Annotated in this window: 23 protein-coding genes; 10 read left to right on the forward strand and 13 right to left on the reverse strand. The window is 64.3% G+C overall.

Going from position 1 to position 23,801, the window contains the following annotated elements; genetic code table 11:
- Positions 1-2: 2 nt before the first annotated feature.
- Both H281_RS0126735 and H281_RS0126740 read right to left on the reverse strand, forming a co-directional pair.
- On the reverse strand, positions 3-3,131 hold the full coding sequence (locus H281_RS0126735; protein ID WP_020070210.1) for an efflux RND transporter permease subunit: 3,129 nt from the start codon (positions 3,129-3,131) through the stop codon (positions 3-5).
- A complete protein-coding gene (locus tag H281_RS0126740) occupies positions 3,128-4,297 on the reverse strand; it encodes an efflux RND transporter periplasmic adaptor subunit (RefSeq protein ID WP_027804976.1) in 1,170 nt (389 codons plus the stop codon). The genes H281_RS0126735 and H281_RS0126740 overlap by 4 nt, the downstream gene beginning before the upstream one ends.
- Before the next feature lie 218 nt (positions 4,298-4,515).
- Between H281_RS0126740 and H281_RS0126745 the strand changes: the two genes are divergently transcribed.
- Positions 4,516-5,133 (forward strand): TetR/AcrR family transcriptional regulator, encoded by a 618-nt coding sequence (locus H281_RS0126745; protein ID WP_020070212.1) that lies wholly within the window; start codon positions 4,516-4,518, stop codon positions 5,131-5,133.
- Positions 5,134-5,180: 47 nt separating this feature from the next.
- Here the strand turns inward: H281_RS0126745 and H281_RS0126750 are convergent, their stop codons facing one another.
- Positions 5,181-5,393: a hypothetical protein gene (locus H281_RS0126750; protein WP_020070213.1), complete on the reverse strand. Its 213-nt coding sequence runs from the start codon at positions 5,391-5,393 to the stop codon at positions 5,181-5,183.
- Positions 5,394-5,666: 273 nt separating this feature from the next.
- On the opposite strand from H281_RS0126750, the gene H281_RS0126755 reads away from it, so the two are divergent.
- On the forward strand, positions 5,667-6,677 hold the full coding sequence (locus tag H281_RS0126755) for a LysR family transcriptional regulator (RefSeq protein ID WP_020070214.1): 1,011 nt from the start codon (positions 5,667-5,669) through the stop codon (positions 6,675-6,677).
- Positions 6,678-6,690: 13 nt separating this feature from the next.
- Here the strand turns inward: H281_RS0126755 and H281_RS0126760 are convergent, their stop codons facing one another.
- The 8 genes from H281_RS0126760 to H281_RS0126810 form a co-directional block, all read right to left on the reverse strand.
- Entirely contained in the window at positions 6,691-7,080 is a 390-nt protein-coding gene (locus H281_RS0126760) for a cupin domain-containing protein (protein ID WP_020070215.1), read from the reverse strand.
- A gap of 118 nt (positions 7,081-7,198) precedes the next feature.
- A complete protein-coding gene (locus tag H281_RS0126770; protein WP_020070217.1) occupies positions 7,199-8,125 on the reverse strand; it encodes an AraC family transcriptional regulator in 927 nt (308 codons plus the stop codon).
- Positions 8,122-8,352: a DUF2795 domain-containing protein gene (locus H281_RS0126775; protein WP_020070218.1), complete on the reverse strand. Its 231-nt coding sequence runs from the start codon at positions 8,350-8,352 to the stop codon at positions 8,122-8,124. The genes H281_RS0126770 and H281_RS0126775 overlap by 4 nt, the downstream gene beginning before the upstream one ends.
- Before the next feature lie 309 nt (positions 8,353-8,661).
- Positions 8,662-8,916: a hypothetical protein gene (locus H281_RS0126785; RefSeq protein WP_020070220.1), complete on the reverse strand. Its 255-nt coding sequence runs from the start codon at positions 8,914-8,916 to the stop codon at positions 8,662-8,664.
- A gap of 248 nt (positions 8,917-9,164) precedes the next feature.
- The gene (locus H281_RS0126795) at positions 9,165-10,502 is read right to left on the reverse strand and encodes a C45 family autoproteolytic acyltransferase/hydolase (RefSeq protein ID WP_020070222.1); all 1,338 of its coding nucleotides are present in this window, start codon (positions 10,500-10,502) and stop codon (positions 9,165-9,167) included.
- Between the two features lie 152 nt (positions 10,503-10,654).
- Positions 10,655-12,388: a ClcB-like voltage-gated chloride channel protein gene (locus tag H281_RS0126800; RefSeq protein WP_027804977.1), complete on the reverse strand. Its 1,734-nt coding sequence runs from the start codon at positions 12,386-12,388 to the stop codon at positions 10,655-10,657.
- Positions 12,389-12,500: 112 nt separating this feature from the next.
- Positions 12,501-13,238 carry a glutathione S-transferase gene (locus H281_RS0126805; protein ID WP_020070224.1) on the reverse strand — a complete coding sequence of 246 codons (738 nt, stop codon included), beginning with the start codon at positions 13,236-13,238 and terminating at the stop codon, positions 12,501-12,503.
- A 159-nt stretch (positions 13,239-13,397) separates the two neighbouring features.
- A complete protein-coding gene (locus tag H281_RS0126810; protein ID WP_020070225.1) occupies positions 13,398-14,486 on the reverse strand; it encodes a YeiH family protein in 1,089 nt (362 codons plus the stop codon).
- Positions 14,487-14,602: 116 nt separating this feature from the next.
- Between H281_RS0126810 and H281_RS0126815 the strand changes: the two genes are divergently transcribed.
- The 8 genes from H281_RS0126815 (at position 14,603) to H281_RS0126855 (ending at position 22,549) form a co-directional block, all read left to right on the forward strand.
- Positions 14,603-15,493 (forward strand): LysR family transcriptional regulator, encoded by an 891-nt coding sequence (locus H281_RS0126815; protein WP_020070226.1) that lies wholly within the window; start codon positions 14,603-14,605, stop codon positions 15,491-15,493.
- Between the two features lie 174 nt (positions 15,494-15,667).
- Positions 15,668-16,441 carry a TIM barrel protein gene (locus H281_RS0126825; protein WP_020070228.1) on the forward strand — a complete coding sequence of 258 codons (774 nt, stop codon included), beginning with the start codon at positions 15,668-15,670 and terminating at the stop codon, positions 16,439-16,441.
- A gap of 88 nt (positions 16,442-16,529) precedes the next feature.
- Positions 16,530-17,519 carry a sugar kinase gene (locus H281_RS0126830; protein ID WP_020070229.1) on the forward strand — a complete coding sequence of 330 codons (990 nt, stop codon included), beginning with the start codon at positions 16,530-16,532 and terminating at the stop codon, positions 17,517-17,519.
- A 168-nt stretch (positions 17,520-17,687) separates the two neighbouring features.
- Entirely contained in the window at positions 17,688-18,977 is a 1,290-nt protein-coding gene (locus H281_RS0126835; protein ID WP_020070230.1) for an MFS transporter, read from the forward strand.
- 4 nt (positions 18,978-18,981) lie between these two features.
- A complete protein-coding gene (locus tag H281_RS0126840; protein WP_020070231.1) occupies positions 18,982-19,947 on the forward strand; it encodes a 2-hydroxyacid dehydrogenase in 966 nt (321 codons plus the stop codon).
- A 64-nt stretch (positions 19,948-20,011) separates the two neighbouring features.
- A complete protein-coding gene (locus H281_RS0126845; protein WP_027804978.1) occupies positions 20,012-21,094 on the forward strand; it encodes a LacI family DNA-binding transcriptional regulator in 1,083 nt (360 codons plus the stop codon).
- Between the two features lie 119 nt (positions 21,095-21,213).
- Positions 21,214-22,083 carry a YhfC family intramembrane metalloprotease gene (locus tag H281_RS0126850; RefSeq protein ID WP_020070233.1) on the forward strand — a complete coding sequence of 290 codons (870 nt, stop codon included), beginning with the start codon at positions 21,214-21,216 and terminating at the stop codon, positions 22,081-22,083.
- 100 nt (positions 22,084-22,183) lie between these two features.
- On the forward strand, positions 22,184-22,549 hold the full coding sequence (locus H281_RS0126855; protein WP_020070234.1) for a DUF3022 domain-containing protein: 366 nt from the start codon (positions 22,184-22,186) through the stop codon (positions 22,547-22,549).
- 5 nt (positions 22,550-22,554) lie between these two features.
- On the opposite strand, the gene H281_RS0126860 is transcribed toward H281_RS0126855, so the two are convergent.
- Together H281_RS0126860 and H281_RS0126865 are read right to left on the reverse strand one after the other, a co-directional pair.
- A complete protein-coding gene (locus H281_RS0126860) occupies positions 22,555-22,998 on the reverse strand; it encodes a PGDYG domain-containing protein (protein WP_020070235.1) in 444 nt (147 codons plus the stop codon).
- Between the two features lie 190 nt (positions 22,999-23,188).
- Positions 23,189-23,707 carry a Spy/CpxP family protein refolding chaperone gene (locus H281_RS0126865; protein WP_020070236.1) on the reverse strand — a complete coding sequence of 173 codons (519 nt, stop codon included), beginning with the start codon at positions 23,705-23,707 and terminating at the stop codon, positions 23,189-23,191.
- Positions 23,708-23,801 lie beyond the last annotated feature (94 nt).

Raw genomic sequence — 23,801 nt, forward strand, 5'->3', positions numbered from 1 at the left:
GCTCAATTCCCCGTATGCGCCGCGCCGGACGCGGACGGCGTTTGCGGCTCGCGCTCGTCGTTGCGTACTCTGAACGACATGGCGTAAAGAGCCGGCAGATAGAACAAGGTGAGGACGGTCGCGCTCGTGATGCCGCCCATCAGCGCGGTCGCCATCGGACCAAAGAAGTTGGAGCGCAAGAGCGGAATCAGCGCGAGGACGGCGGCCGCCGCGGTCAACGTGATCGGGCGGAAACGCCGCACCGTGGCGCCGACGATCGCATCGAAACGCTTATGCCCCGAAGCAATGTCCTGCTCGATCTGGTCGACCAGAATGACCGAGTTACGCATGATGATGCCGAACATCGCAATCACACCGAGCATTGCGACGAAGCCGAACGGCTGGCCGAACAGCAGCAGCGTGAAGACGACGCCGATCAGGCCGAGCGGCGCGGTGAGCACCACCATCAGCACACGCGCGAAGCTCTGCAACTGGATCATCAGCAGCGTCAGCACGGCGATGATCATGATCGGCATCTGCGCATTGATCGAGGTCTGGCCCTTGCCGCTTTCCTCGACCGAGCCGCCTATCTGGATGCGGTAACCAACGGGCAAGTTCGCCCGGATCGGACCCAGCGCCTTGTCGACAGCATGCGTGACGTCGATGCCTTGCGCGCCTGGCGCCACATCTGACTGCACAGTGATAGTGGGCTGCCGGTCGCGTTCCCAGATCACGCCATACTCCAGATCGTTGCGCAGATGCCCGAGCGTACCGAGCGGCACCGCGCCGTTCGGCGTCGGCATGGCGAGCGTAAGCAGCTTCGCCGGGTCCACACGCTCGGCCTTCGGCGCACGCAGATCGACGCTGATCAGCTTGTCGCGCTCGCGGTATTGGGTGACGGTGTAGCCGGACAGTGTCATCGCAAGGAAGCTCGAGATGTCGTCGGAACTCACGCCGAGTTCCCGGGCTTTCTTCTGGTCGACTTCAAAGCGCACCGAGCGCTCGGCAGGCTCGTCCCAATCGAACTGCACGTTGCGCGTGCCGTGGTCGCTGCGCAGCGTCGCGGCAACGCGTTCCGCGATTGAGCGGACCGTCGCGATGTCGTCGCCGCTCACGCGGAACTGCACCGGATAACCGACGGGCGGCCCGTTTTCGAGGCGCGACAGGCGCGTGCGAATGGCAGGGAAGTTGTTGCGCAATTCGGGTTCGAGCCATTGCGCGAGTTTCTCGCGGTCCTTCACGGATTTCGCCGTAATCACGAACTGCGCGAAGTTGGGCTGGGTCAACTGCTGGTCGAGCGGCAGGTAAAAACGCGGCGCACCGGTGCCGACGAAATCCACCGTGTGATCGATTTCGGGCCGGCCCACCAGCACTTTTTCGAGCCGCTGCGCCTCGCGCAACGTGGCATTGAAGGAGGCGCCCTCGGGCAGCCGCACGTCTACCAGCAATTCGGGCCGATCGGAGCTCGGGAAGAACTGTTGCGGCACGAGCGTGAAACCCGCCATCGCGAGAACGAACAATACGACGGTGATCGCGAGCACGACAAAGCGCCGTTCGATACACCAGCCGATCCAGCCACGCAGACGTGAGTAGAAACGCGTGTCGTAAATGTCGTGCTCGTGGTCGTCGGCTTCGTGCGCCGCGCGCTTGCGCTCGGGCAGCAGGTGATAGCCGAGCAGCGGAATCAACACGACGGCTGCGAGCCACGACGCAATCAGCGCGATGGCGGAGACTTCGAAAATCGAGCGCGTGTACTCGCCTGTGCTCGACTTGGCCAACGCAATCGGCAGGAAGCCCGACACGGTGACGAGCGTACCGGTCAGCATCGGAAACGCGGTACTGGTGTAGGCAAACGCCGCGGCACGCGTGCGGCTCCAGCCTTGTTCCAGTTTCACCGCCATCATTTCCACAGCGATGATCGCGTCGTCGACGAGCAAGCCGAGCGCGAGCACGAGCGTGCCGAGCGACACCTTGTGCAGCCCGATGTCGAACAGGTACATGCACAGCGCGGTGACGGCGAGCACGACCGGAATCGAGATCACCACCACCATGCCGGTACGCACGCCGAGCGACACGAGACTCACCACGAGCACAATGGCCACGGCTTCGGCCACGGCTTCCAGAAAGTCGTCGACGGAATGGGCGACCGCGTGCGGCATGCTCGACACTTCGGTCAGTTGCAAGCCGACGGGCAAGGCTTTACGCAGGCGGACCATTTCTGCGTCGAGCGCCTTGCCGAGACGAATCACGTCGCCGCCCGGCTGCATCGTTACGCCGATGCCGAGCACCGCCTGGCCGCCCGCACGCATTTGGGTGACGACCGGATCGTCGTAGCCGCGCTTGATCGTCGCGATGTCGCCGAGACGGAACGAACGGCCGTTGATGCGAATCAGCGTGTCGGCGAGCGCGGTCACGTCCTTGAACTGGCCGCTCGGGCGCACGAACACGCGGTCGTCGGTCGTGGTGAGCGTGCCCGCTTGCGACACCGCGTTCTGCGAGTTGATCGCCTGGCCGAGTTGCTGCGGCGAAATGCCGAGACGCGTCAACTGCGTATTCGTTATTTCGATGTAGATGTGCTGATCCGGATCGCCGAAATAATCGACCTTGGCAACGCCGGGCACGCGCAGCAGAACGGTGCGCAACTGATCCGCGTAATCGTGCAGTTGCGCGGGAGAAAAGCCGTCGCCTTCGAGCGTGTAGATGTTGGTGTAGACGTCTCCGAACTCGTCGTTGAAAAACGGCCCCTGGATGCCTTGCGGCAAGGTCGCCGCAATGTCGCCGACTTTCTTGCGCACCTGATACCAGGTTTCGGGCACGTCCTTCACCGGCGCCGAGTCTTTCATCGTGAAGAACATCAGCGACTCGCCGGGGCGCGAGTAACTGCGCACGAAGTCGATTGCGGGCGTCTCCTGCAACTTGCGGCCGATGCGGTCCGTGACCTGTTCCTGCACCTGCCGCGCGGTCGCGCCGGGCCAGAACGTGCGGATCACCATGACGCGGAACGTGAACGGTGGATCTTCGGATTGCGCAAGCCGCGTGTAGGCGAGGATGCCGAATGCGGTAGCAAGCGCGATCAGGAAGACGACCAGCGCCTGATGACGCAGCGCCCACGCGGACAGGTTGAAGCGTCCCTCTTCATGCGTCGTGCTCATGAAGCGAAGTCCTCGGGATGCAGCGGTGCGATTGCGCGGACTTTCTCGCCGGCGCTCACGGTGTGCACGCCTTGCAGCACGACATGTTCGCCGTCTTTGAGGCCTTGGCTGATGACGATTGTGCGTTCGTTATAGCGCACGACGGTGACGCGGCGCAGTTCGAGCATGCTGTCCGCGGCACGCACGACCCACACGGCCGGCTGCGCGCCGTCATGGAAGAGCGCAGTGGCCGGCAACACGATAAAGCCGTGCTGGCCTTGCGCGCCGCTTGCCGACGACGGCGCCGGCGCGGACAACGCGATGTCCGCGGTCATGCCGAGGCGCACGTCGGGGCCCGGATTGTCGAGTGTGAGTTTCGCGCGATAGGTGCGGCTTTGCGGATCGGCGGCGGGCGAGAGCTCGCGCACACGCGCTGTGAACTTGCGCCCCGGCAGCGCGCCGAGCGTGACGTTTGCCGTCTGCCCGAGCGCAAGTCCGGCCAGCGCGCTTTCCGGCACGTCGCAGACTACGTCGACTTCGCCGCTCCACGCGAGGTTGTAGACCGCCTGGCCTGCCGACACATTCTGGCCCGTGTCGGCCTGCTCTGCGGTAATGACGCCGGCGTGATCGGCGACGAGGGTGGTGTATTGCAACTGGTCTTTCGATAAGGCCGCCTGCTGCGCCGCCTGATCGCGCTGCGCGGCAGCCGATGCATACGCATTCGTGGTCTGCTCAAGCTGCGCGGGTGCGATCAGATTCTCTTTTGCCTGCGCCTGATCGCGGTCCAGTTGCTGCTTCGCGTATTTATAGCTGTGCTCGGCGGCGGCGAGTTGGGCCTGCGCGCTGGCTGCGTTCTTCTGTGCATCCGCCGGGTCGAGCCGCGCGACGACCTGGCCGTTCCTGACCACGTCGCCAAGACGCACGCGCCGCTCGACGATCTTGCCGCCGACCCGAAACGACAGCGGCGTCGAATAGCGCGCCTGCACCTCACCGGGCAGCGACGTGACGGGCGCCGTATTGCCGTCCACATGAACCGCGACGGCTACCACCGGACGCGGCTCGGGCGCGCCTGCTTCTTTCTTCGAACATGCGTTCAACGCGACGACGCCTGCAAGAGCGAGCGCGAGCGCGAACGCGGCGCGGCGCACAGGCCTTGGCCGCGCGAGACGATGGGACTGCTCGCGCATCGCCGACGATGCGGGAAAACCGGGACGCTTCACAATTACCCCAACAGGAGACAGCGAACGAACACGGCAAGCCGCAGCGGCTCGCCAGCGAAGAGCGCATGCCGGTTCATGCAACTGGCATACGTGCCTGACTTCCAATGATGATTCGCATTCTAATACACACCTGTATTTGAATGTGGAGGCGAATTGGAATTCTTTTAGGTGCTAGACTCTTGCCCATGAAACGGCAACGATTGACACGCGAGCAAAGCAAAGACCAGACACGTCAGCGTCTGCTCGACGCTGCGCAAGCAATTTTTATGAAGAAGGGCTTTGTCGCGGCGAGTGTCGAAGACATTGCCGGGGCGGCAGGCTATACGCGCGGCGCGTTTTATTCGAATTTCCGCAGCAAGAACGAGCTGTTTCTCGAGCTACTGCGGCGCGACCACGAAACCATGCAGGCGGGTTTGCGGGCCATTTTCGAGAACGCGGCCACGCGGGAAGTGATGGAAGAGCGCGTGATGCGCTACTACAGCAACCTGCATCGTGAGAACAAATGCTTTTTGCTGTGGGTGGAGGCGAAGCTTCTGGCTGCGCGAGACGGGCGCTTCAGGCTGCGTTTCAACGCGTTCCTGCACGAGAAGCTCGAACAACTGGCCGCCTACGTCCGCGAATTTTCGGCGCGGGTCGGCACGCCGCTGCTATTGCCGCCGGAGATGCTGGCCATGGGCCTGATGGGCTTGTGCGACGGTGTGCAGTTCTTCTATACCGTCGATCCGCAGAATGTGCCGAGTGAAATGGCAGAAGCGGTGCTGGCGGGATTCTTTTCGCGCGTGGTGTTCGGCCGCAGCGCATAACGCCGCGAGGCGGCCGGTCGGCCGCCTTGCGCGCGACGATGGCTCAATCAGTTAGTCGCGAGTTGCGTGCAGCTATCCGCAACTGGGCTCGCGCAGACGAACGAATACTCCCCGCTGGTGCGCAAAACTTCCTCGCCTGCATGCAGGACGACCTGGATATCCGGGCAGCGCTCATAAGCGATGAAAGCCGAGCAGGCCGCGGCGGACCAGCAGACCAGAGAAAACGCAATTTTTTCGAAGAGTTGGAAACGATGTGGCATGGCAGTTTGCGAACGGTATAGCGATGAATTTCTTCCGGTCGCCATCTTACCAGCGGCTAAGGGTTTATACCTAGCCAAAAACCGCAATAATGCTTGAAACAATGGGGCGTGCGCATCGGTAAAGCTGACGTGATTGTCATGTACAGGTCAGGGTTGGGACAGGTCGGGTCGATACAATCGATTCGTTGGGCAAATCCGCGCGAGCCTTGCCGCGCGGGGTGATACAGGCGGCAGCGCTGCGCCGGCCCGGCATCTCGAGGCAGGAGTCGTCCCATGAATCAATTGCAGTCGATGCGCGTGTTCGTCAAGGTGGCGGACCTCGGCAGTTTCGTCCGCGCGGCGGGCGCGCTGGATCTTTCCACCGCCGTTGTCACCCGCCATGTGGCGGATCTGGAGGCGCGTCTTGGCACCCGCCTGCTGAATCGCACCACTCGTCGTCTTTCGTTGACCGAATCGGGCACGACTTATCTGGAGCGCGTGCGCCACATTCTCGACGACCTCGACGGCGTCGAGCAGATGGTGGTCGCGCGTCATCACGAGCCCGTCGGCACGTTGCGCATCGTGGCGCCGGTCGTCTTCGGGTTGCAGAGCCTCGCGCCGGCGGTCCAGTCGTACACCGCGCGCTATCCCGAGGTGGTGCCCGACGTGACGCTCGCCGACCGTCACGCCGATCTGGTCGAAGAAGGCTTCGACGTGGGTATTCTGGCCGGGCGCCCGGCGCGCAGCGCGAGTATCGTCACGCGTCGGCTGACTACGTGTCAGCTGACCGTCTGCGCGACGCCTGCCTACCTGACCCAGCATGGCGCGCCGACGCGGCCGGAAGATCTGCTGGATCATCCGTGCCTGAGCCGGCCACCCGAGCAGGGCGGCGAGGAGCGTGTGTTCAGCGGGCCGGAAGGGCTCGTTCGCGTGAGGCCCGCGACCGCGATTGCCGCGAACAATAGCGAAATGCTGCGGCAATTCGCGCTGCTCGGCATGGGCGTGGCTATTCTGCCGAGCTATCTGATCGCGCGCGACCTCGCGTTTGGACGACTCGTCGAACTGCTCGGCGACTACCGTCTGCCGGAGATCGAGATCACGATCGCTTATCCAAGCCGTCTGCACTTGCCCGCGAAGGTGCGCACTTTCGTAGATCACCTCGTCGAGCATTTCCAGTCGGACGCGACGGTGCCCGCGCGCGATTCTCGACGCGCGAAGCACGCGCGCCCAACTGCCGGCGCGGTCTGTCAGCCGTGGCCGCGCCCGCCTGCAAACGCGCCGCTGTCGGCGCCGTTGCCCGCATAGGGGCTAGTCGCGCTCAGATCCACAGGTCGTTGGCGGCCGTTCGTTCGTTGGTTTCGTCGCCGGTATTTTTGACGCCGCGCGGCTCGATGAGCAGCAGCTTGACCTCGCGTTCGGCGAACGGCTTGTGCTCGGTGCCTTTAGGCACGACGAACATTTCGCCCGCCGACAGCATCACAAAGCCGTCGCGCATGTCGATGCGCAACTGGCCGTCCAGCACGATGAAAGTTTCGTCCGTGTCCGCGTGCTGGTGCCACACGAAATCGCCCTCGATGCGCACGACCTTGAACTGGTAGTCGTTCATTTCCGCGACGACCCGCGCTTGCCACTGATCGCTGAACAGCGCGAGCTTGTCAGCGAAATTGATCGCGCGGTAGGTTTGCTGGGTTGCCTGAATGTCCGACATGCTGTGCTCCTTCTCCAAAGATGATTGACGTCTCTGGAACGAGCGTACTGCGCGAAGTGCCGGCGAGTCTTGAACGTTTGTGGGCGAGCGCCGCGCGCGACGCGCGGCATTTTCGCGCCTAGCGCGTGGCTGGCGATGTAGCCCCGAGCATGTTGAGCCACTGTGCGGGCGCCACGCCCCATGCGCGTTTGAAGTGCCGCGTCATGTGACTCTGGTCTGAGAAGCCGCTTGCGGCGGAGGCCTCGGCGAGCGGCATGCCGGCCAGCGCGAGTTGGCGCACGAGATCGAGACGCCGCATCGTGAGGTAACGGTGGGGGCTCGTGCCGAACAGCGCGCGGAAATCGTGCGACAGGCTCCATCGGTCGCGTCCCGCGGCCGCCGCGAGTTCGTCGAGCGTCACCGTGTGTTCGAGCGACGCAAGTAAATACTCGCGGGCACGGCGGGCAGCGGCGTAATCCACCGGGCGGTGCACGGGCCGGGTGCCCGCTGCCGCGTCGAGCGCCGTGGCCAGTTCGTAGAGCCCGTCATCCTGTTCCAAGGGGTCCATCGCGCGATCCATGCTGCGCAGCAGATTCTCCGTGGCCGCGAAAAGACGCGGGTCGTTCGACAAGCCGCCTTGCACGAAGGGCAGGGGCTTGCCGCCGAGCGCCTGCTGGAAGAGGGCCGGGTCGACATAAACCATGCGGTAACGGAAACCTTCGCCGGTGCCGGCCTGGCCGTCGTGCGGTTCGTCCGGATGCAGCACCATGGTGCCGCCGGGCAAACTGTGGCGCAGGCTGCCGCGATAGCGGAAGCTTTGCACGCCGGCCAGCGTGCGGCCGATCGCGTAGGTATCGTGCCGGTGCATCGCGTAGCCGGCGCCGTGGAAAAACGCCTCGATTCTTTCGATGCCGCCTGCGCCGCCTGCGCCGTGTATGTCGCCGCGCCCCGAGCCGCCGGACGGCCCACCCGTGCTGCCGGATTGAGGCGAGCGATAGATCCAGTCCGCGCCTCGCCGTTCCAGCGGTGCGGCGAGGTGCCGGGGCGCCTTTGCGGGTTCGCTCACGCGCTCAGACCCGGCCCGTAATTGCCGCCGATCAGTTTCGTGACCGACGCGACGTCGGGGTAATCCTGTTCAGGCAGGCCGTCGAGCATCGACAGTACCTCGTTGCTCGCGCCGGCTTCGCGGGCGGCATCGACCAGAGCGTCCTTGTTCGCCGGGAAGTGGACGTCGCTGAGCACGTCGGAGATCTGCAAGTCGATGGATTCCCCGGGGATGGACGATGTCGTCATGCAAGCTCCTGTTGGTACGGTTGGGAGGGATTGGTGGCGGTCGGATGCCGGTTTGGTTCGCGTTCGATCGGCGTCTGTTGTTGCGTATTGTCGCCGGATTGGCGGGTGACTGCCTCTGCTTGCCACTCGAGGGCCCGGAATTCTCGCGTCGTATCGAGTTCGCTCCCGCTCTTCTGGACGCTCGGAGGCTGTCAAAGCTGGTCGAGCGGGACGCTAGTTGAACCTTAGCGCGCCTGGTTCCGCCCAGTCCCGCTTAGCCGCGCCCAGCCACGCTTCTTCGCGGTTCAGCGCACAGCTCCAACGCCGCGCTCAGGTCTGCAGCCGCTCGCTGTGCGCCGCGAAGCCTCGCTCGGGATGTCGCGACTTCGGCAACACAATATGCTGCCATTCCTGTGGACGATTCTCGTCCGTGACCGCCACCTCCGGCGCCGGCGGGGCGACGGGTGCGGCGTTGGCAGTTTCGGCAAGGGCGTTCGCGGGCATGCCGTCCGGCGCCGTATGAACCGGCGCGGCAAAGCACGAAGCGGACAGCGTCACCATGGTCAACAGTGTCGAGGTTTTCATGCCCGACCTCCTAAGCTCATGCGGCGCTAACGGTTGAGCAAGTGCTGTGCCGTCCACGCACCAAAGAATGGCGCAAGCCGCGCATGGCCCGGGCTTGCAGGCCGCGCGCTTTCGTCATGCCCGACGCGCAAATCCTGCAACGCGCGCTTCGCGACCACTCATTGTAGATCGCCGATAATGGCGCGGGAATGGCAGCCTGATTGCGGATTCGCCCCCAAGCGCCAACCCGAGCCGCAACTAGCGTCCCTCTAGCGCAAAATCTCAAACCGCGTCCACGGCCATGACGGCCGGTCCCGCATATAGCCGTTCAGCCAGTTCCACTGCGGATGCCGTTTCATGAACGCCTGGGCGTCGAACGGCCGCCCGCACGGATGCCCCCAGCGCGCGGCGAACGCCATTTCACGCGCCATCTCGCTGTCGACCACTTTGCCGTCGTTGGCGCCCCAAGGGTTGAAAGGCCCATGATCCGAGCCGCCAAAGCGCGCGTCATCCAGTTCGAGATGCCCGCAGATCGTGCGCGAGCAGGGGTTGTCGCTGCGATCCAGATAGACGTCGTGATGGTCGGCGATCATCGCCTTGGCGAGTTCCACGTCGATCTTGCCGCGGTGCATCTCCTCCAGCTGCATGAAGCGCAAACGTCGCGCGCCGTTTTTGCGCACGTCCGTATAGTCTTCGCCTTCGCCGATGCATTCCTGATTGCGGATCTTCAGATCGGTCGCCGTGTTGTAGCCGCTGTAAAAACCGTTCTTCGTGCTTTCGAAGCCGGAATAGTGCAGCCCCAGTTCGTAGCGGGCGATTTCGCCGCTCTTCGTGTCGCCCAGCAGCCAGCTGTTCGCGTAGCCGCCGTTGTTCGCAATCGAGAACATCTCGCACCATTCGCCGATGCTGTTCGCGTACTGCGACGCCCGCCGCGAGCGGTAGAACTCGGGCGCACCCGCCGCGTTGTAGCCCACGAAGTTCGATATGGTGGTTTCGGTCACCATCAATCCGGCTTCCGTCACCCAGAAATCGGTGAGGCTCGAAATGCAGCCTGGCACGCCCTGCATCAGAATCCGGTTGCCCTGATCCGGCACGATGTCGAACACGACATTGAATGCGTCGCCGGCGGCATAGCGGTCCCAGGAATTGTGCGCCATGACGATGCGGCCGTCGCGAGTCGCATTGCCCGTTGCGATGAACGCGCTGCAATGATGTCCGCGCCGGCCGCGCCACGGTTTGAGCCCGAGGCTCGGTTTCTGCTCGGCCGCGTGCGCGGGCCACCAGCTTTGGAGTAGATCCATGTAGCCGTTCCAGGCGAGCACTTCGGCAAACGGCAGCTTCGCGCCGTCGGCAATGCCCTGGATTTCATCGGCGAATTCGGTGTCGAGCTTGTTGGCGAACTGGGAGACGGCGGCTTCGACGAACGTGTCGAAATCTTCCCCTGTGTCCCACTTTGCGAGGTAGCGGGCGGTTCGGATAGCGTTGTGAATTTCCGCGGAAAGCAACTGGCCGTGCTGTTCGCCGCGATCGTACGGCTCGCCTTCGATATGCAGGAAAATCCAGCCCGCCTGGTCGCGGCGTACGGCGTCGAGGGACGGTTCGCTCATCTTCGCTCCGATCGAATGGCGGGCGTCCCGGCGCGCCCGTCCTCGCGTAACCGCGCTGCGGCGCGTGACCGCAGCGTCTTCCCATTGTAGAGAATTTGTCGTGCTTTGCATGGCGCGGCCCGCGCCCGCGCCTGGTCCCGCGCCGACTGGCGTCAGCGCGTCGGATTCATGCGGAAATACGCGTCGAGCAGCGACGTCTTATAGACCACACCCGCGAGGCGCGGATGCGCGGCGCTTTCGACAACCGGCAGCCGCTCGCCCTGGAAAGCCATGAAGTGCTGCAGCGCGACGCCGAGCGGCATGTCCGGCGTGAGCACGTCGAAATGCGGCTGAAGATAGTCGGCGGCCGTTCGTGTCGAGGTGTCGCGCTTGTCGAGCAGGTCGGAGGTGATGTCCTTCAATGCGACCACGCCGAGAAACGCGCCCGATTCGTTCGCCACATACAGATACTTCACCGGATATTCGAGAAATACCCGCGTCATGTCGTGCACGGTCGCGTTGGGCGGCACGACGGTTTGCGCGGGACGAATCAGCTCGCGCATCTGCGTGGCGCGCAGACGAGTGCGCTCCATTTCTTCCTGATTGCGGCGCAGCGTGATTTCATACATCGAGGTCTTGCCGATCGCGCGCGACACGAAATACGCAACCACGCACGACAGCATCAGCGGCAGCACGACCTGGTAGCTGAGCGTCATCTCGAAGATCATCAGGATCGCCATCAGCGGCGCCTGTGTGGCGCCCGCGAGGAATGCGCCCATGCCGACCATTGCATACGCGAACGGCGCCGAGGTGCCGTGCGGCCACAGCGCATGCATGGCGAGGCCGAACAGCGAGCCGACCACCGCGCCGACGAAAAGCGTCGGCGTAAACACACCGCCTACGGCTCCGGAGCCCGCGGTGGCCGCCGTTGCCACCAGCTTGAACACCAGCACGACGACGAGCGCGGTCCACGTCCACGGCGAGTGCAGCACCGAGTTGACGACGCTGTAGCCATTGCCCCAGACCTCCGGCGTCCAGACCGACAGAATGCCGACGACGAGCCCGCCAAGCGCGAGCCGCGCGGGCAGCGGCAACGGCAGCTTGCGAAACAATTTCTTCGAGCCGTCGAGCAGTCGCAAGAACTGCGGCGCCGCCGCGCCGCACAGCAGTCCGAGCGCGACGAACAGCAGCACTTCGATGCCCGCCACCGGCGGAAACACCGGCATTTCGTACGGCGGCTTGTAACCAGCGAACTCGCGCATGGTGATATTAGCGACGACGGCGGCGACCACAACCGGCCCGAAACTCTCCATTGCGATCGAGCCGAGCACGATTTCAGTGACGAAGAACGCGCCCGCGATCGGCGCGTTGTACGCCGACGTAATGCCCGCCGCCGCGCCGCACGCGACCAGCAGGCGCAGCCGCGGCGGATCGAAGTGGACCCAGCGTCCGATCAGCGAGGCGGCAAGCGCGGCAAGCTGGACCATCGGACCTTCGCGGCCGATCGATCCGCCGCTCGAAATCGTGAACAGCGACGAGAGGCTGCGCCACAGGCTCAGCTTCACGGGGACCACGCCGTCGCCGATCGCCACCGCCTCCATGTAGTCGATGTGATTGCATTTGTCCGCGTGACGCTGCGCGATCAGCAGCAGGAAACCGGCGACGAGCCCGCCCGCCGCCGGCAGCCAGATCCGCACCGTCCACGGCAGGCTGCGGGCCATTTCCACGAAGCTGCCGGACTTGCCGGCCACCAGCAGTTGCAGCAACTCGATGCCCTGGCGGAATGCGATCGTCGCAAAGGCGCCCGCGACGCCGACGACCACGGACCAGACCAGCATCGTATGGGCGTCGGAGAGACGGAAAAGGTCATGGGCGCGGGTGCGCAGCTTCAGCAGAAATGAGAGCACGTCGACGGTACAGGCGTGATGAAAAGTTAGAAAAGCGCACACGACAACGGCAGCGCGCCCGCTGGACGAAGCGGGCGCGCTGCCGGGCATGAGCGGGGAATCGCGACGCGGGTCAAGCCGCCGCCTTGTCGAGTTCGGGATAGTGCCTGAAGATGCACGCCTCGTTATGTGAGAGGCGGCGCTCCGATTGCAGGTACGCGGCGATGTTCGGCCGCTCCCTCACCGCCGCGTGCAATGCGGCGAGCCGCGGGTAGTGCTCGCCGAAGCGCTTCAACGCGCGCGGGAACGCATACAGCAGTCCGTCGATCAGCTGGAACATGGACAGATCGACGTAGGTCAGCGAGTCGCCCACCATGAATGTATCGCCGGCTGGATTCTGCTTCAGCACGCGCTCGAAGTACTTCATGAACTTCGGAATCCGGTTGTCGATAAAGTCGTGCGCACGCACCTTCGCCGCGTCTTTCTGATCTTCGTAATAGAGGTTGCTTGCCAGCGGATGATGCGTGTCGTGCGCTTCCGTGACCACGTCGGCGATCGTCAATTGCAAGCCGTTTGCCACGTAACGCAGGCTCTCCACCGAGGGCGCGAGGTTCAAGCGCGGGCCCAGATAGAACAGGATGTTCGCGGTCTGCGAGATCACCAGGTCGCCGTCTTTCAGGAACGGCGGCGCAAACGGCGGGTACGGTTCGTCCTTGCTCTTCATCACTGCCATCATCGCGCCGGTGCCAAGACCTTCGGACGCGTCGCCGCGCGCTACTTCGACATAGTCGGCGCCGGCTTCTTCCAGCGCCAGCCGCACAAATTCGCCACGGCCTTGCAGGCCGTCCCAGTAGTAAAGTTCCAGGCTCATCGATTGGTCCTCATTCCGGTTGCATGAACGCTCGCTCAACGCAGCGCGCACGGCTCGTGCGCCGCTCGGGCAGCCAGTATGCCGCGCGAGCGCACCGGGCGCTCGCGCATAACGCACAAAACCCCGCGCGCGGCGGGGTTGGCTTCTGAAACGAGGGGCTTAGCCGAGGAAATGCTGGACAGTCCATGTGATTCCGAGTCCGCCCGCAATCAGCCATACATAAAGAATCAAGCCGGTGGTCAGTGCGCGAGGGCCCGCTTGACGAATCTGCGAGAGCCGCGTTTCGATGCCGAGCGCGGTCATGGCCATGGTCAGTGCGAAGGTATCCAGCGTGTTCAGCGTGGTAGTGGCGGCTTGCGGCAACACATGCAGCGAGTTGATCACGACGAAGGCCAGGAAGCCGAGTGCGAACCAGGGAATCGCAAGCTTGCCCTGGTGAACGGCAGCGCCTTGCTGCGTACCTGCGGCTGACGCGTCGCGGCGCGCAGCGCGGTTCACCCACAGGCCTACCAGAAGCAACACCGGTACGAGCAGCATCACGCGAGTCATCTTGACGATGGTGGCGATATGTGTGGCTTCCGGGCTCACGTTGCTCGCCGCGCCGACCACCTGAGCGACTTCGTGGATCGTGCCGCCGAAGAAGAGCCCCGCGCCGACCGTGTCGAGATGCAGCCAGCCCGCCTTGAACAGAACCGGGTAAAGGAACATGGAAAGCGTTCCGAACAGAACCACGCTGCCGACGGCCATCGCGCTCTTGTGCGGCTTGGACTGCAGCGTGGACTCGAACGCGAGCACGGCCGCCGCGCCGCAAATCGCACTGCCGGCAGCCGTAAGGAGCGCCGTGTCGCGGTCCAGCTTCATGATTTTCATGCCGGCCCAGGTGCCGATCAGCAGCGTGCTGACGACGACCAGTACCGATTCCGCAAGACCGGGCAGGCCGACCTGGGCGATCTCCTGAAGACTCACTCGCAGTCCGAAGAAAGCGACCGCAATACGCAGCAGCTTGCGCGCCGAGAAATTGACGCCGGCGGCCCAGCTTGCCGGCATGCCGTCGCGCAACGCGTTGCCGTAGATTGCTCCCGCGACGATGCCGACGATCAGCGGGCTCAGGCCCAGCCCCGCAACGGCCGGGATTTCGGCAATGCGCGTGACGGCTGCGGCGAACAGCGCGACGAACAGGATGCCGTTGAGTTGCCCACGGGTTGACGACTGTTCGGAGGTAGCGGCGGTGAGGCGAGCGGTGGTCATGGTTGCAGCCTCTGGGACTGACTGGATCGGATAGGTCTAATCCTAATTTAGATATATGGATATGAAAAATCGTCATTTAGAATGACAAGTATCAGCGAATCCGATATTTTCGTACCATGACCCCCGATCAGCTTATAACGTTTGCCGCAGTCGCCGAACACCTGAACATCAGTCGCGCGGCGGTAGCTTTGCATCTGTCGCAGCCCGCGGTGTCCGGGCAGCTGCGCCAGCTTCAGGATGAGTTCGGCGAGCCGCTCTATCAGCGCGAAGGGCGCGGCGTGCGCCTGACCCCGGCCGGCGAGCAACTGGCGAGCTATGCCGTGCGGCTACGCGACACGTGGCGGCAGGCTCATGCATATAGAGACGCGTTGCGCGGCCTGGAGCAGGGCACGCTGCGGATCGGCGCGACCACGACGCCTGCGAGCTACCTGCTGCCGTATCTGATCGCTGATTTTCACCGGCGATATCCGGAAGTGGCGCTGCATACGGCCGACGGCAATACGACCGACATCGTCGGCGCGCTGGGATCGGTGGATATTGCGCTGATCGAAGGTCCGGTCGGCGCGGATCTGCCGCCGGACACCGCGGTCCACGCGTGGCGCGAAGACGAGATCGTCGCGATCATGCCGCGCGCGCACCCGCTTGCAGCGTCGGCGCAGGGAGCCGGCGTCGATCTCGCGGCGCTCGGTGCCGAGCCGCTGATCGTGCGCGAGGCGGGGTCGGGCGTGCGCCAGATTGTCGAGCGCGCGTTCGCCCGCGCAGGCGTGCCGATGCGCGTGGCGCTGGAAATAGCGGGTGTTGAAGGCGTGAAGGAAGCAGTGCGAGCCGGTATGGGCATCGGCTTCGTTTCGGCGATGTCGATGCGGCACGAAGACGGCGCTTTGCGCGTGTTTTCGCTCAGCCCCGAGCCGTTGACGCGGCGGCTGTCTATTGTCGTGCCGCACGCGAGCGCGCCGTCGCGCGTGGTCCAGCAGTTTCTTGCGCTTTGTCTGGCAGATGGCGCTTGAGTTATCGAACCGGTGGGCAGGCTCCAAGCGCCGCGCCTGGGGATTTCCACTATGGTGCGCAGCGCGAGCCTCGGCGCAATATTCGGGCATCGCAAGCGCTTCGGCGCTTTTTTGAAACCTGCTTTTGGAACCGGTTCCAAGACGCAGAAGCAGGGCAAATGACGGTATCCACAGATGACAGATGCGGTGGACATAACGATTGTCGCGAGCGCCTTTGGCGTCGACGCAGTGCGCACGGCGGGTCATCGCAAGTGGGCGGAGGCGAGCAAGCGCGCCGGCGCGGCCGGTTTCGAAGTGCGCCGGGAGTTGTTCGGTTACGAGGCCGACGCCTCGCTGTCGCGCCTTCGGGAATTGGGCAAGCAGATTGCGGAATTTGGCTTGTGGTCCGTGTATTCGACGCCGGCGTCGCTGTACGTGGAAGGCGGCCGGCTCGACGCCGCCGCGTTGCGCCTTGCGCTGGACGAAGCGCTCGCGCTCGGCGCGCGCCTCGTGAAACTGCAACTCGGCGGTTTTGCTAGCGAGGCGCACGGCGATGCAATCGCCGCGCAGTTGCAAGGCGCGGACGTGCGGCTCGTCGTCGAAAACGGGCAACTGGCGCAGGGCGGCTCGTTGTCGCAATTCGTGGGCTTGTTCGACGCACTGGAGCGTGAAGGCCGCGCAGATGTCCTCGGCATGACTTTCGACGTCGGCAACTGGGCGTGGTGCGGCGTGTCGTCCCTGAACGCAGCCGCGGCGCTGGCGCCTTACGTCGAGTACGTGCACTGCAAGGTCGCGGCGGGCGAGGGTGCACGGCGGTTTGCGGTGGCGCCCGCCGTCGACGACGCCCGCTTTGCCGAGGTGCTGCACCGACTGCCGCGCCACGTGCCGCGCGGAATCGAGTTTCCATTCGACGCCGCCTGTATCGACGAAGACGCGGCGCGCCGCGTCGCGTGGCTGGCTGCCGCGTGAGCGGCGAGTAGAACCTGAGAGAAGCAGCAACGAGCGCGGAAAGAAACCGGCAGCGGCGACAAGCCCGACGTACACGCAGGAGCGAAGCATGAGCAACACAAGCGCAGCACTGGACATCATCACCTACGGCGAAGCAATGGCCATGTTCGTGGCGACCGAGACTGGCCCGCTCGCGAGCGTCGGCCATTTCACGAAGCGCATTGCGGGCGCCGACCTGAATGTCGCGATCGGTCTTGCACGGCTCGGTTTCAAGGTCGGCTGGATGAGCCGCGTGGGCAACGATTCATTCGGCCAGTATGTGCGCGATACGCTGACGAAAGAAGGCATCGACCAGCGCTGCGTGAGCACCGACGAGCGCTACCCGACCGGTTTCCAGTTGAAGTCGAAGAACGATGACGGCAGCGATCCCGCTGTCGAATACTTCAGACGAGGCTCGGCGGCGAGCCATCTTTCGGTCGCCGACTACGTGGCCGACTACGTATTGCCCGCGCGTCATCTTCATCTGACGGGAGTCGCGCCCGCGATCTCGGCGAGTTCGCGTGAACTCGCTTTTCATCTGGCACGTGAAATGCGCGCGGCCGGCAAAACCATCTCGTTCGATCCGAATTTGCGCCCGACGCTGTGGCCGTCGCGCGCCGCGATGGTGGAAGGTCTGAACGCGCTCGCCGCGCTCGCAGACTGGGTGCTGCCCGGCATCGGCGAGGGTGAGATTCTGACCGGCTATACGAAGCCTGACGACATCGCGAAGTTTTATCTGGAGCAGGGCGCGCGTGGCGTGGTCGTCAAGCTCGGCGCCGAGGGCGCGTATTTTCGCACCGCCGATGATGCCGGCGTGATTGCCGGCCAGCCGGTCGCGAAGGTCGTCGATACGGTCGGCGCGGGCGACGGCTTCGCGGTCGGCGTGATCAGCGCGCTGCTCGAAGGCCGGACGCTGCCGCAGGCCGTCGCGCGCGGCAACCGCATCGGCGCGCTGGCGATCCAGGTGATCGGCGATTCAGAAGGGCTGCCGGTTCGCGCCGAACTCGATGCGATCGAACGCGCCGATCTGTCGAACGCGAGCCTGACACGCGCAGCTTGAGGCACATGCATTGGCAAGCACCGCCGAAAAAAGCATTACGTAGCCCGGCAGCATCGCGGTTCTGCACGGAGCCGCAAGCCGGGCTGCATCGATAACAGCAAGAGCGCTTGGCAAGCGCCGCACAAGCTCAGCTCATCATTGTTTCGGGAAGCCGTTAAGGAGACACCCATGACTTCATCTCTCGCCATTCGCCGTTGGTGGACGATCATGCCGATCGTATTCATCACCTACAGCCTCGCTTACCTCGATCGCGCAAACTACGGTTTCGCGGCAGCGGCCGGCATCAATCAGGACCTCGGCATCAGCAAGGGACTTTCTTCGCTGATCGGCGCGCTGTTCTTCCTCGGCTATTTCTTCTTTCAGATTCCGGGCGCGATCTACGCCGAGCGCCGCAGCGTCAAGAAGCTCGTGTTCTGGAGCCTCGTGCTGTGGGGCGGTTGCGCTGCGCTGACCGGCATGGTCAGCAACATTCCGTCGCTCATGGTGATCCGCTTCGTGCTCGGCGTGGTCGAAGCCGCGGTGATGCCGGCCATGCTGATCTTCATCAGCAACTGGTTCACGAAGAGCGAGCGCTCGCGCGCCAACACGTTTCTGATTCTCGGAAATCCGGTTACGGTGCTGTGGATGTCGGTGGTATCCGGCTATCTCGTGCATTCGTTCGGCTGGCGCAATATGTTCATCGCCGAAGGCATTCCCGCGATCCTGTGGGCGGTGTGCTGGTGGTTCATCGTGCAGGACAAGCCGCAGCAGGTGTCCTGGCTCACGCAGCAGCAGAAAGACGACCTTGCGCAAACGCTGCGCGCCGAGCAGGCCGCGATCAAGCCGGTGCGCAATTACAGCGAAGCGTTCCGCTCGTCGGCTGTGATCAAGTTGTGCGCGCAGTACTTCTGCTGGAGCATCGGCGTCTATGGTTTCGTGCTGTGGCTGCCGTCGATCCTGAAGAATGGCTCCTCGCTCGGCATGGTCGAAACCGGCTGGCTGTCGGCGCTGCCGTATCTCGCCGCGACCATCGCGATGCTTGCGGCGTCGTGGGCATCGGATAAACTCAACCGCCGTAAAGTGTTCGTCTGGCCGTTCCTGCTGATCGGCGCGATCGCGTTCGCGGCGTCGTATGCGCTCGGCTCCACGCATTTCTGGCTTTCGTATGCGTCGCTCGTGATTGCAGGCGCCGCGATGTACGCACCATACGGTCCGTTCTTCGCGATCGTGCCGGAGCTGCTGCCGAAGAACGTCGCGGGCGGCGCGATGGCGTTGATCAACAGCATGGGCGCGCTCGGTTCGTTCGTCGGCTCGTATGTGGTCGGCTATCTGAACGGCGCGACAGGGTCGCCCGCGGCATCGTATGCATTCATGAGCGTGGCGCTGATCGCCGCGGTGATCCTTACGCTGATCGTCAAGCCGCAACAGCAGACGGTTGAAACGCCGCACAAGCTCGCCACACCGTTGCAAGGAAAATAAGCCGATGAAGAAGATCGTCGCCTGGAAGTCACTGCCTGAAGATGTGCTCGCGTACCTGCAACAGCACGTGGAAGTCGTGCAGGTGGATCCCGCCCAGCATGACGCGTTCGTCGCCGCTTTGCGCGACGCGGACGGCGGCATCGGCGCGAGCGTGAAGATCACGCCGGCGATGCTGGAAGGCGCGACGCGGTTAAAGGCGCTGTCGACGATCTCCGTCGGCTTCGATCAGTTCGACGTCGCCGATCTCACGCGGCGCGGCATCGTGCTCGCGCATACGCCGGACGTGTTGACGGAATCGACCGCCGACACGGTCTTTTCGCTGATTCTCGCGTCAGCGCGCCGCGTGGTCGAACTCGCCGCATGGGTGAAGGCAGGGCAGTGGCAGCAGAGCATTGGGCCCGCGCAATTCGGCGTAGACGTGCAGGGCAAGACGCTTGGCATCGTCGGGCTCGGACGCATTGGCGGCGCGGTCGCGCGGCGCGCGGCGCTCGGCTTCAACATGAAGGTGCTCTACACGAACCGCAGTGCGAACCGCGAGGCGGAAGAGGCTTACGGCGCGCGGCGCGTCGAGTTGCCGGAACTGCTCGCCAACGCCGACTTCGTCTGTCTGCAGGTGCCGCTCACGCCGCAAACGCGGCACATGATCGGCGCGAAGGAACTCAGCTCGATGAAGAAGAGCGCGATTCTTATCAATGCGTCGCGCGGTGCGACCGTCGACGAAAAGGCGCTGATCGAGGCGCTGCAAAACGGCACGATTCACGGCGCGGGTCTCGATGTGTTCGAGACCGAGCCGCTGCCGGCCGATTCGCCGCTCCTCAAGCTGGCGAACGTGGTGGCGCTGCCGCATATCGGTTCGGCGACGCGCGAGACGCGCCATGCGATGGCGCGTAACGCTGCAGAAAATCTCGTTGCCGCGCTGAACGGCACGCTCACGACCAACATTGTCAATCGCGAAGTGCTGCAACAGTGAGGAGCGCCGTGAACAAGCGTTTGCCTGCCGGCGCATGCGTCTCGCGCTGCACTGCGTGGCTCCAATGAGCACTGCGCCGACTCGCCAGGCCGCACCGCGCCGCGCAACGATCACCGATGTCGCGCGCGAAGCGGGCACCGGCAAAACCAGCATCTCGCGTTATCTGAACGGCGAGATGAGTGTGTTGTCGCCAGAGTTGCGCGCGCGTATCGAGGCCGCTATCGAACGGCTCGACTATCAGCCCAACCAGATGGCGCGCGGGCTGAAGCGTGGCCGCAACCGGCTGATCGGCATGCTGCTCGCCGACCTCACCAATCCCTATACCGTCGAGGTGCTGCAAGGCGTCGAAGCCGCGTGCCACGCGCTCGGCCTGATGCCGCTCATCTGCCATGCGGCCAACGAAGTGGAAATGGAGCGGCGCTATCTGCAATTGCTTACCACGTACCGCGTCGAAGGCGTGATCGTGAATGCGCTCGGCGTGCGCGAGGAAACGCTGCGCCCCGTGGGCGGCGGCGGAATTCCGGCGGTGCTGGTGGACCGCTCGGTCGAAGGACTCGTCGCCGATATCGTCGGGCTCGACAATCGGGCGGCGGCGGAACTCGGCACACGTCATCTGCTCGACGGTGGGTTTCGCGACATCTGGTTCGTCGTGCAACCGTTCGAGCAGGTCAGCTCGCGGCGGCTGCGCGAGGCGGCGTTCCGCGAGGCCATGGCCGCTCATGAAGCGACGGGCCCGCACGCCGCGCGCGGCCATACGCTCGTGCTCGATCTCGCGGACGCACAGCAGGCCGAGCAAAGCCTCGCGGCGCTGGACCGCGCAATCGACGCGTCGAGCGAGCACCCGGGCGCCGCCGGCAACGCCGCGCGCGTCGCGGTATTCGCGGCGAATGCGCCCGTCGCGTTGCGGCTTGCGCTGCATCTGAAGGCGCGTTACGGCGCGGGCTGGCAGGCACGCGTCGCGCTGCTTTCCATCGACGACCCGGACTGGGCGGAATTGACGGGCGTCACGACCATCCGCCAGCCGACTTACGACATTGGCTACCGGGCGGTCGAGTTTCTGCATGAGCGCATCGAAGGCGTCGAGACCGGCGCGCGCGACTGCCTGTTGCCGGGCGAACTGATCGTCCGCGCGTCCACGTCGGGCTGACGTGAAGGCCCACGCCTGAGCCGACATCCGCGCGAGCTTCCAGGCCGACTTTCCGCCGATCTGCGATGATTCGGGCTGCGGCGCGCAGCGGTTGCGCGCCTGTCATCGCAAGGAAACTCATGGTTGTTGCACCGCTTACCCTGTCGAGCCTCGTCCTCGCGACGCTGCTGGTCGCCGCTTTGCCCTTTGTCCTTTACCGCCGCCTGCGCCGGCCGCTCGCGCTAAAGCCGCGCGACGCGATCGCCGGCATCGCCGTGTTCGCGCTGTTCGCCATGGTGATCGAGCGCGCGTTGAACGACTACATGCTGCATCGGAACGAGGCGACGGCCACGTTCCTGTCGAATCCGCTCGCGTTCGTCGTCTACGGTGCGCTCGCGGCAGGCATCTGCGAGGAAGTGGGGCGCTTCATCGGCATGCGCCTGCTGATGAAACGTGCGGCGGCGAGTGCGGCGGCTAGTGCGGCGGCCAGTGCGGCGGCGGTGGCTTCAACGCCGCAGGCTACGCGCACCGATGACGGCACCGCGCTCACCTACGGCCTCGGTCATGGCGGCGCGGAAGCGTGGCTCGTCGGCGTGCTGGTGCAGATTCAATGGATTCTGTTTGCGGTGCTGGAAAATCGCGGCGAGCTCGACGGTTATCTGAGCAACCTGCCGACCGAATCGTTGATGCGCATCCATCTGATACTCGCCAGCCTGACGCCGCAAACAGCCGGTATTTTTGCGCTCGAACGCGTGGCCGCGCTGATTTTTCAGATCGGTTTGTCGGTGCTGATGTGGCGCGGCCTGCGGGCCGGCTGGCGCGGGATCCTGCCGCTCGCGATCGTGTTGCATGCGCTCGTGGACGTGCCCGCCGCACTGTTCCAGGCGCAACTCGTGCCGCTCGCCGCAGTCGATGCCGTCTATGCATTGGGAGCGCTCGTCGTAGCAGGCTTGCTATTCCGGACGTTCAGACGGCCAGGCGCTGAGCGCATGACGGAACTGCCTCGCTAGCGCAGCCGTGCTTCATAGCCCGTGCTCACAGCCGGCGCTCGCGGTCGCTGCTTTACAATCGGCCGCCTGCTACGGCTGATCACTCTCTTTCGGCACATCCATGGAAGCTTACCAATACGACTGCGCTAATCCCGAGTTCGAGGAACTGGCGCGCGTTATCAGCGATCTCTTTCCAGAGCAGACACAGTTTATCCAGCGGCCGGCCGAAGACGGCACGCCGACGCTTGCGATTCACTGGGTGGCGATGCGCTTCGGCGCGGCCGCACGGCGCATCGTGATGACGGTGGAAATCGCGCCGGCGGCGCTCGCACGTTATCGCGCGTTGCCCGCGCGCTTGCGAGGCCGCAGCTTCGCAGTGTTGCGCGCGTATGTGGAGGCGAGCATCGGCTCGCTCGAGGAGCAGTATGCGAACGGGGAAGCGGTGCCGCGCGAAGTCACGGTGGATCTCGGCGACGAGTTCGCGTGACGGTTTCAGTCTGCGAAACGGTAGACCTTCGCGAAGCGCGCGGCCTGCACGACGCCGTAATCGCCCGGCGCGTACTGCATGATCCAGTCGCCGGCCGCGCCGCGCAGCACGTCGCCGCCGGTCGCCGAACGGGCTAGCGAGAACGCATCGTTCATCTGTTTTGCGAGCACGACAGCGGGGCGATTGCGATACGCGCCGGCCTCACCATGCGTATGCATATGCGCTGCGTCGGCCGGAACGTATTTGGCGTCGAAGCGCTCGCGCGAAACGACCCAGCGGTCGCCGGTCGATCCGGTGATCAAAGCGTCGCCAGGCAGGTAGCGATTGGGGCCTTCCAGGCTCATCAGTTCGCCGTGCGTGGCGGCGAATTCGACATTGACCGTTTCGTCTTTGACGACACGCCGGGCGGCGGGATCATCGCGCAGGTCGAGGTTTTTCAGATCGTTCATGATGCAGGCAAAGGGTTGTTGACGGCGACGTCGCGACTTCGCGTCGGCTATCGCGGACCTTCATCATGCCAGACGCATCCAGTTGCCGGCCTTTTTTGGCACGTCGGGCACGGTGCGGCAAGAACCGCAACGCGCCCTGGGCCGAAGTTGCGCCAGGCGCGTGTGCCAGATGAGTCGCGTGACCGCTCAGTTACGGCTTGACCGTGGCGTCGCTCGCCGCAGCCGGTGCCGACTTGTCGCTCTTACCCTTGCCATGATGACGCGGCCGGCCGTCTGCGCCATGTTGACGGAACGTTACATCGGCGAGCTTCTTCTGTTCGGGCGAGAAGCTGTTGTAAAGCGGATCGAATGCGTCCACCAGCTTTTTCATGCCGTCTGCGTGCGCCTGTGCGATGGTCGCGTACTGCTTCATGTCGTCGAGCGCTGACACGCTCGTGGCGGCGCGGCGCTGCTTGAACAGTTCGCCCATCGTCTCGCCGTTGCCGCGCATGACGTCGGCGAACGCCTTCCACTGCGTTTCCTGCTCCGGCGTGATTTTCAGTTGCGAATGCAGGTAGGCGATGCGGTCTTCGACATTGCGCTCATGACCGCCTTTCGCGACGGCTGCGGAAGCCGCCGTGCCCGAAGACGCCGCAACGGGTGCGGAAGCTTGTGCGAATGCGCCGCTCATCGCGACTGCGGAGGCCAGCATGACCAGTGCTTTTTTCATCGAAACTCCTGATGTCTGTTCGAATTGGAAGTGGGACAAGGCGTGTGGCGAGCGGTCCCGGCAATGCGCCACATTGCGCGCGACAGCACTACGT

Source organism: Paraburkholderia caledonica, assembly GCF_000383275.1.
GTDB lineage: Bacteria > Pseudomonadota > Gammaproteobacteria > Burkholderiales > Burkholderiaceae > Paraburkholderia > Paraburkholderia caledonica.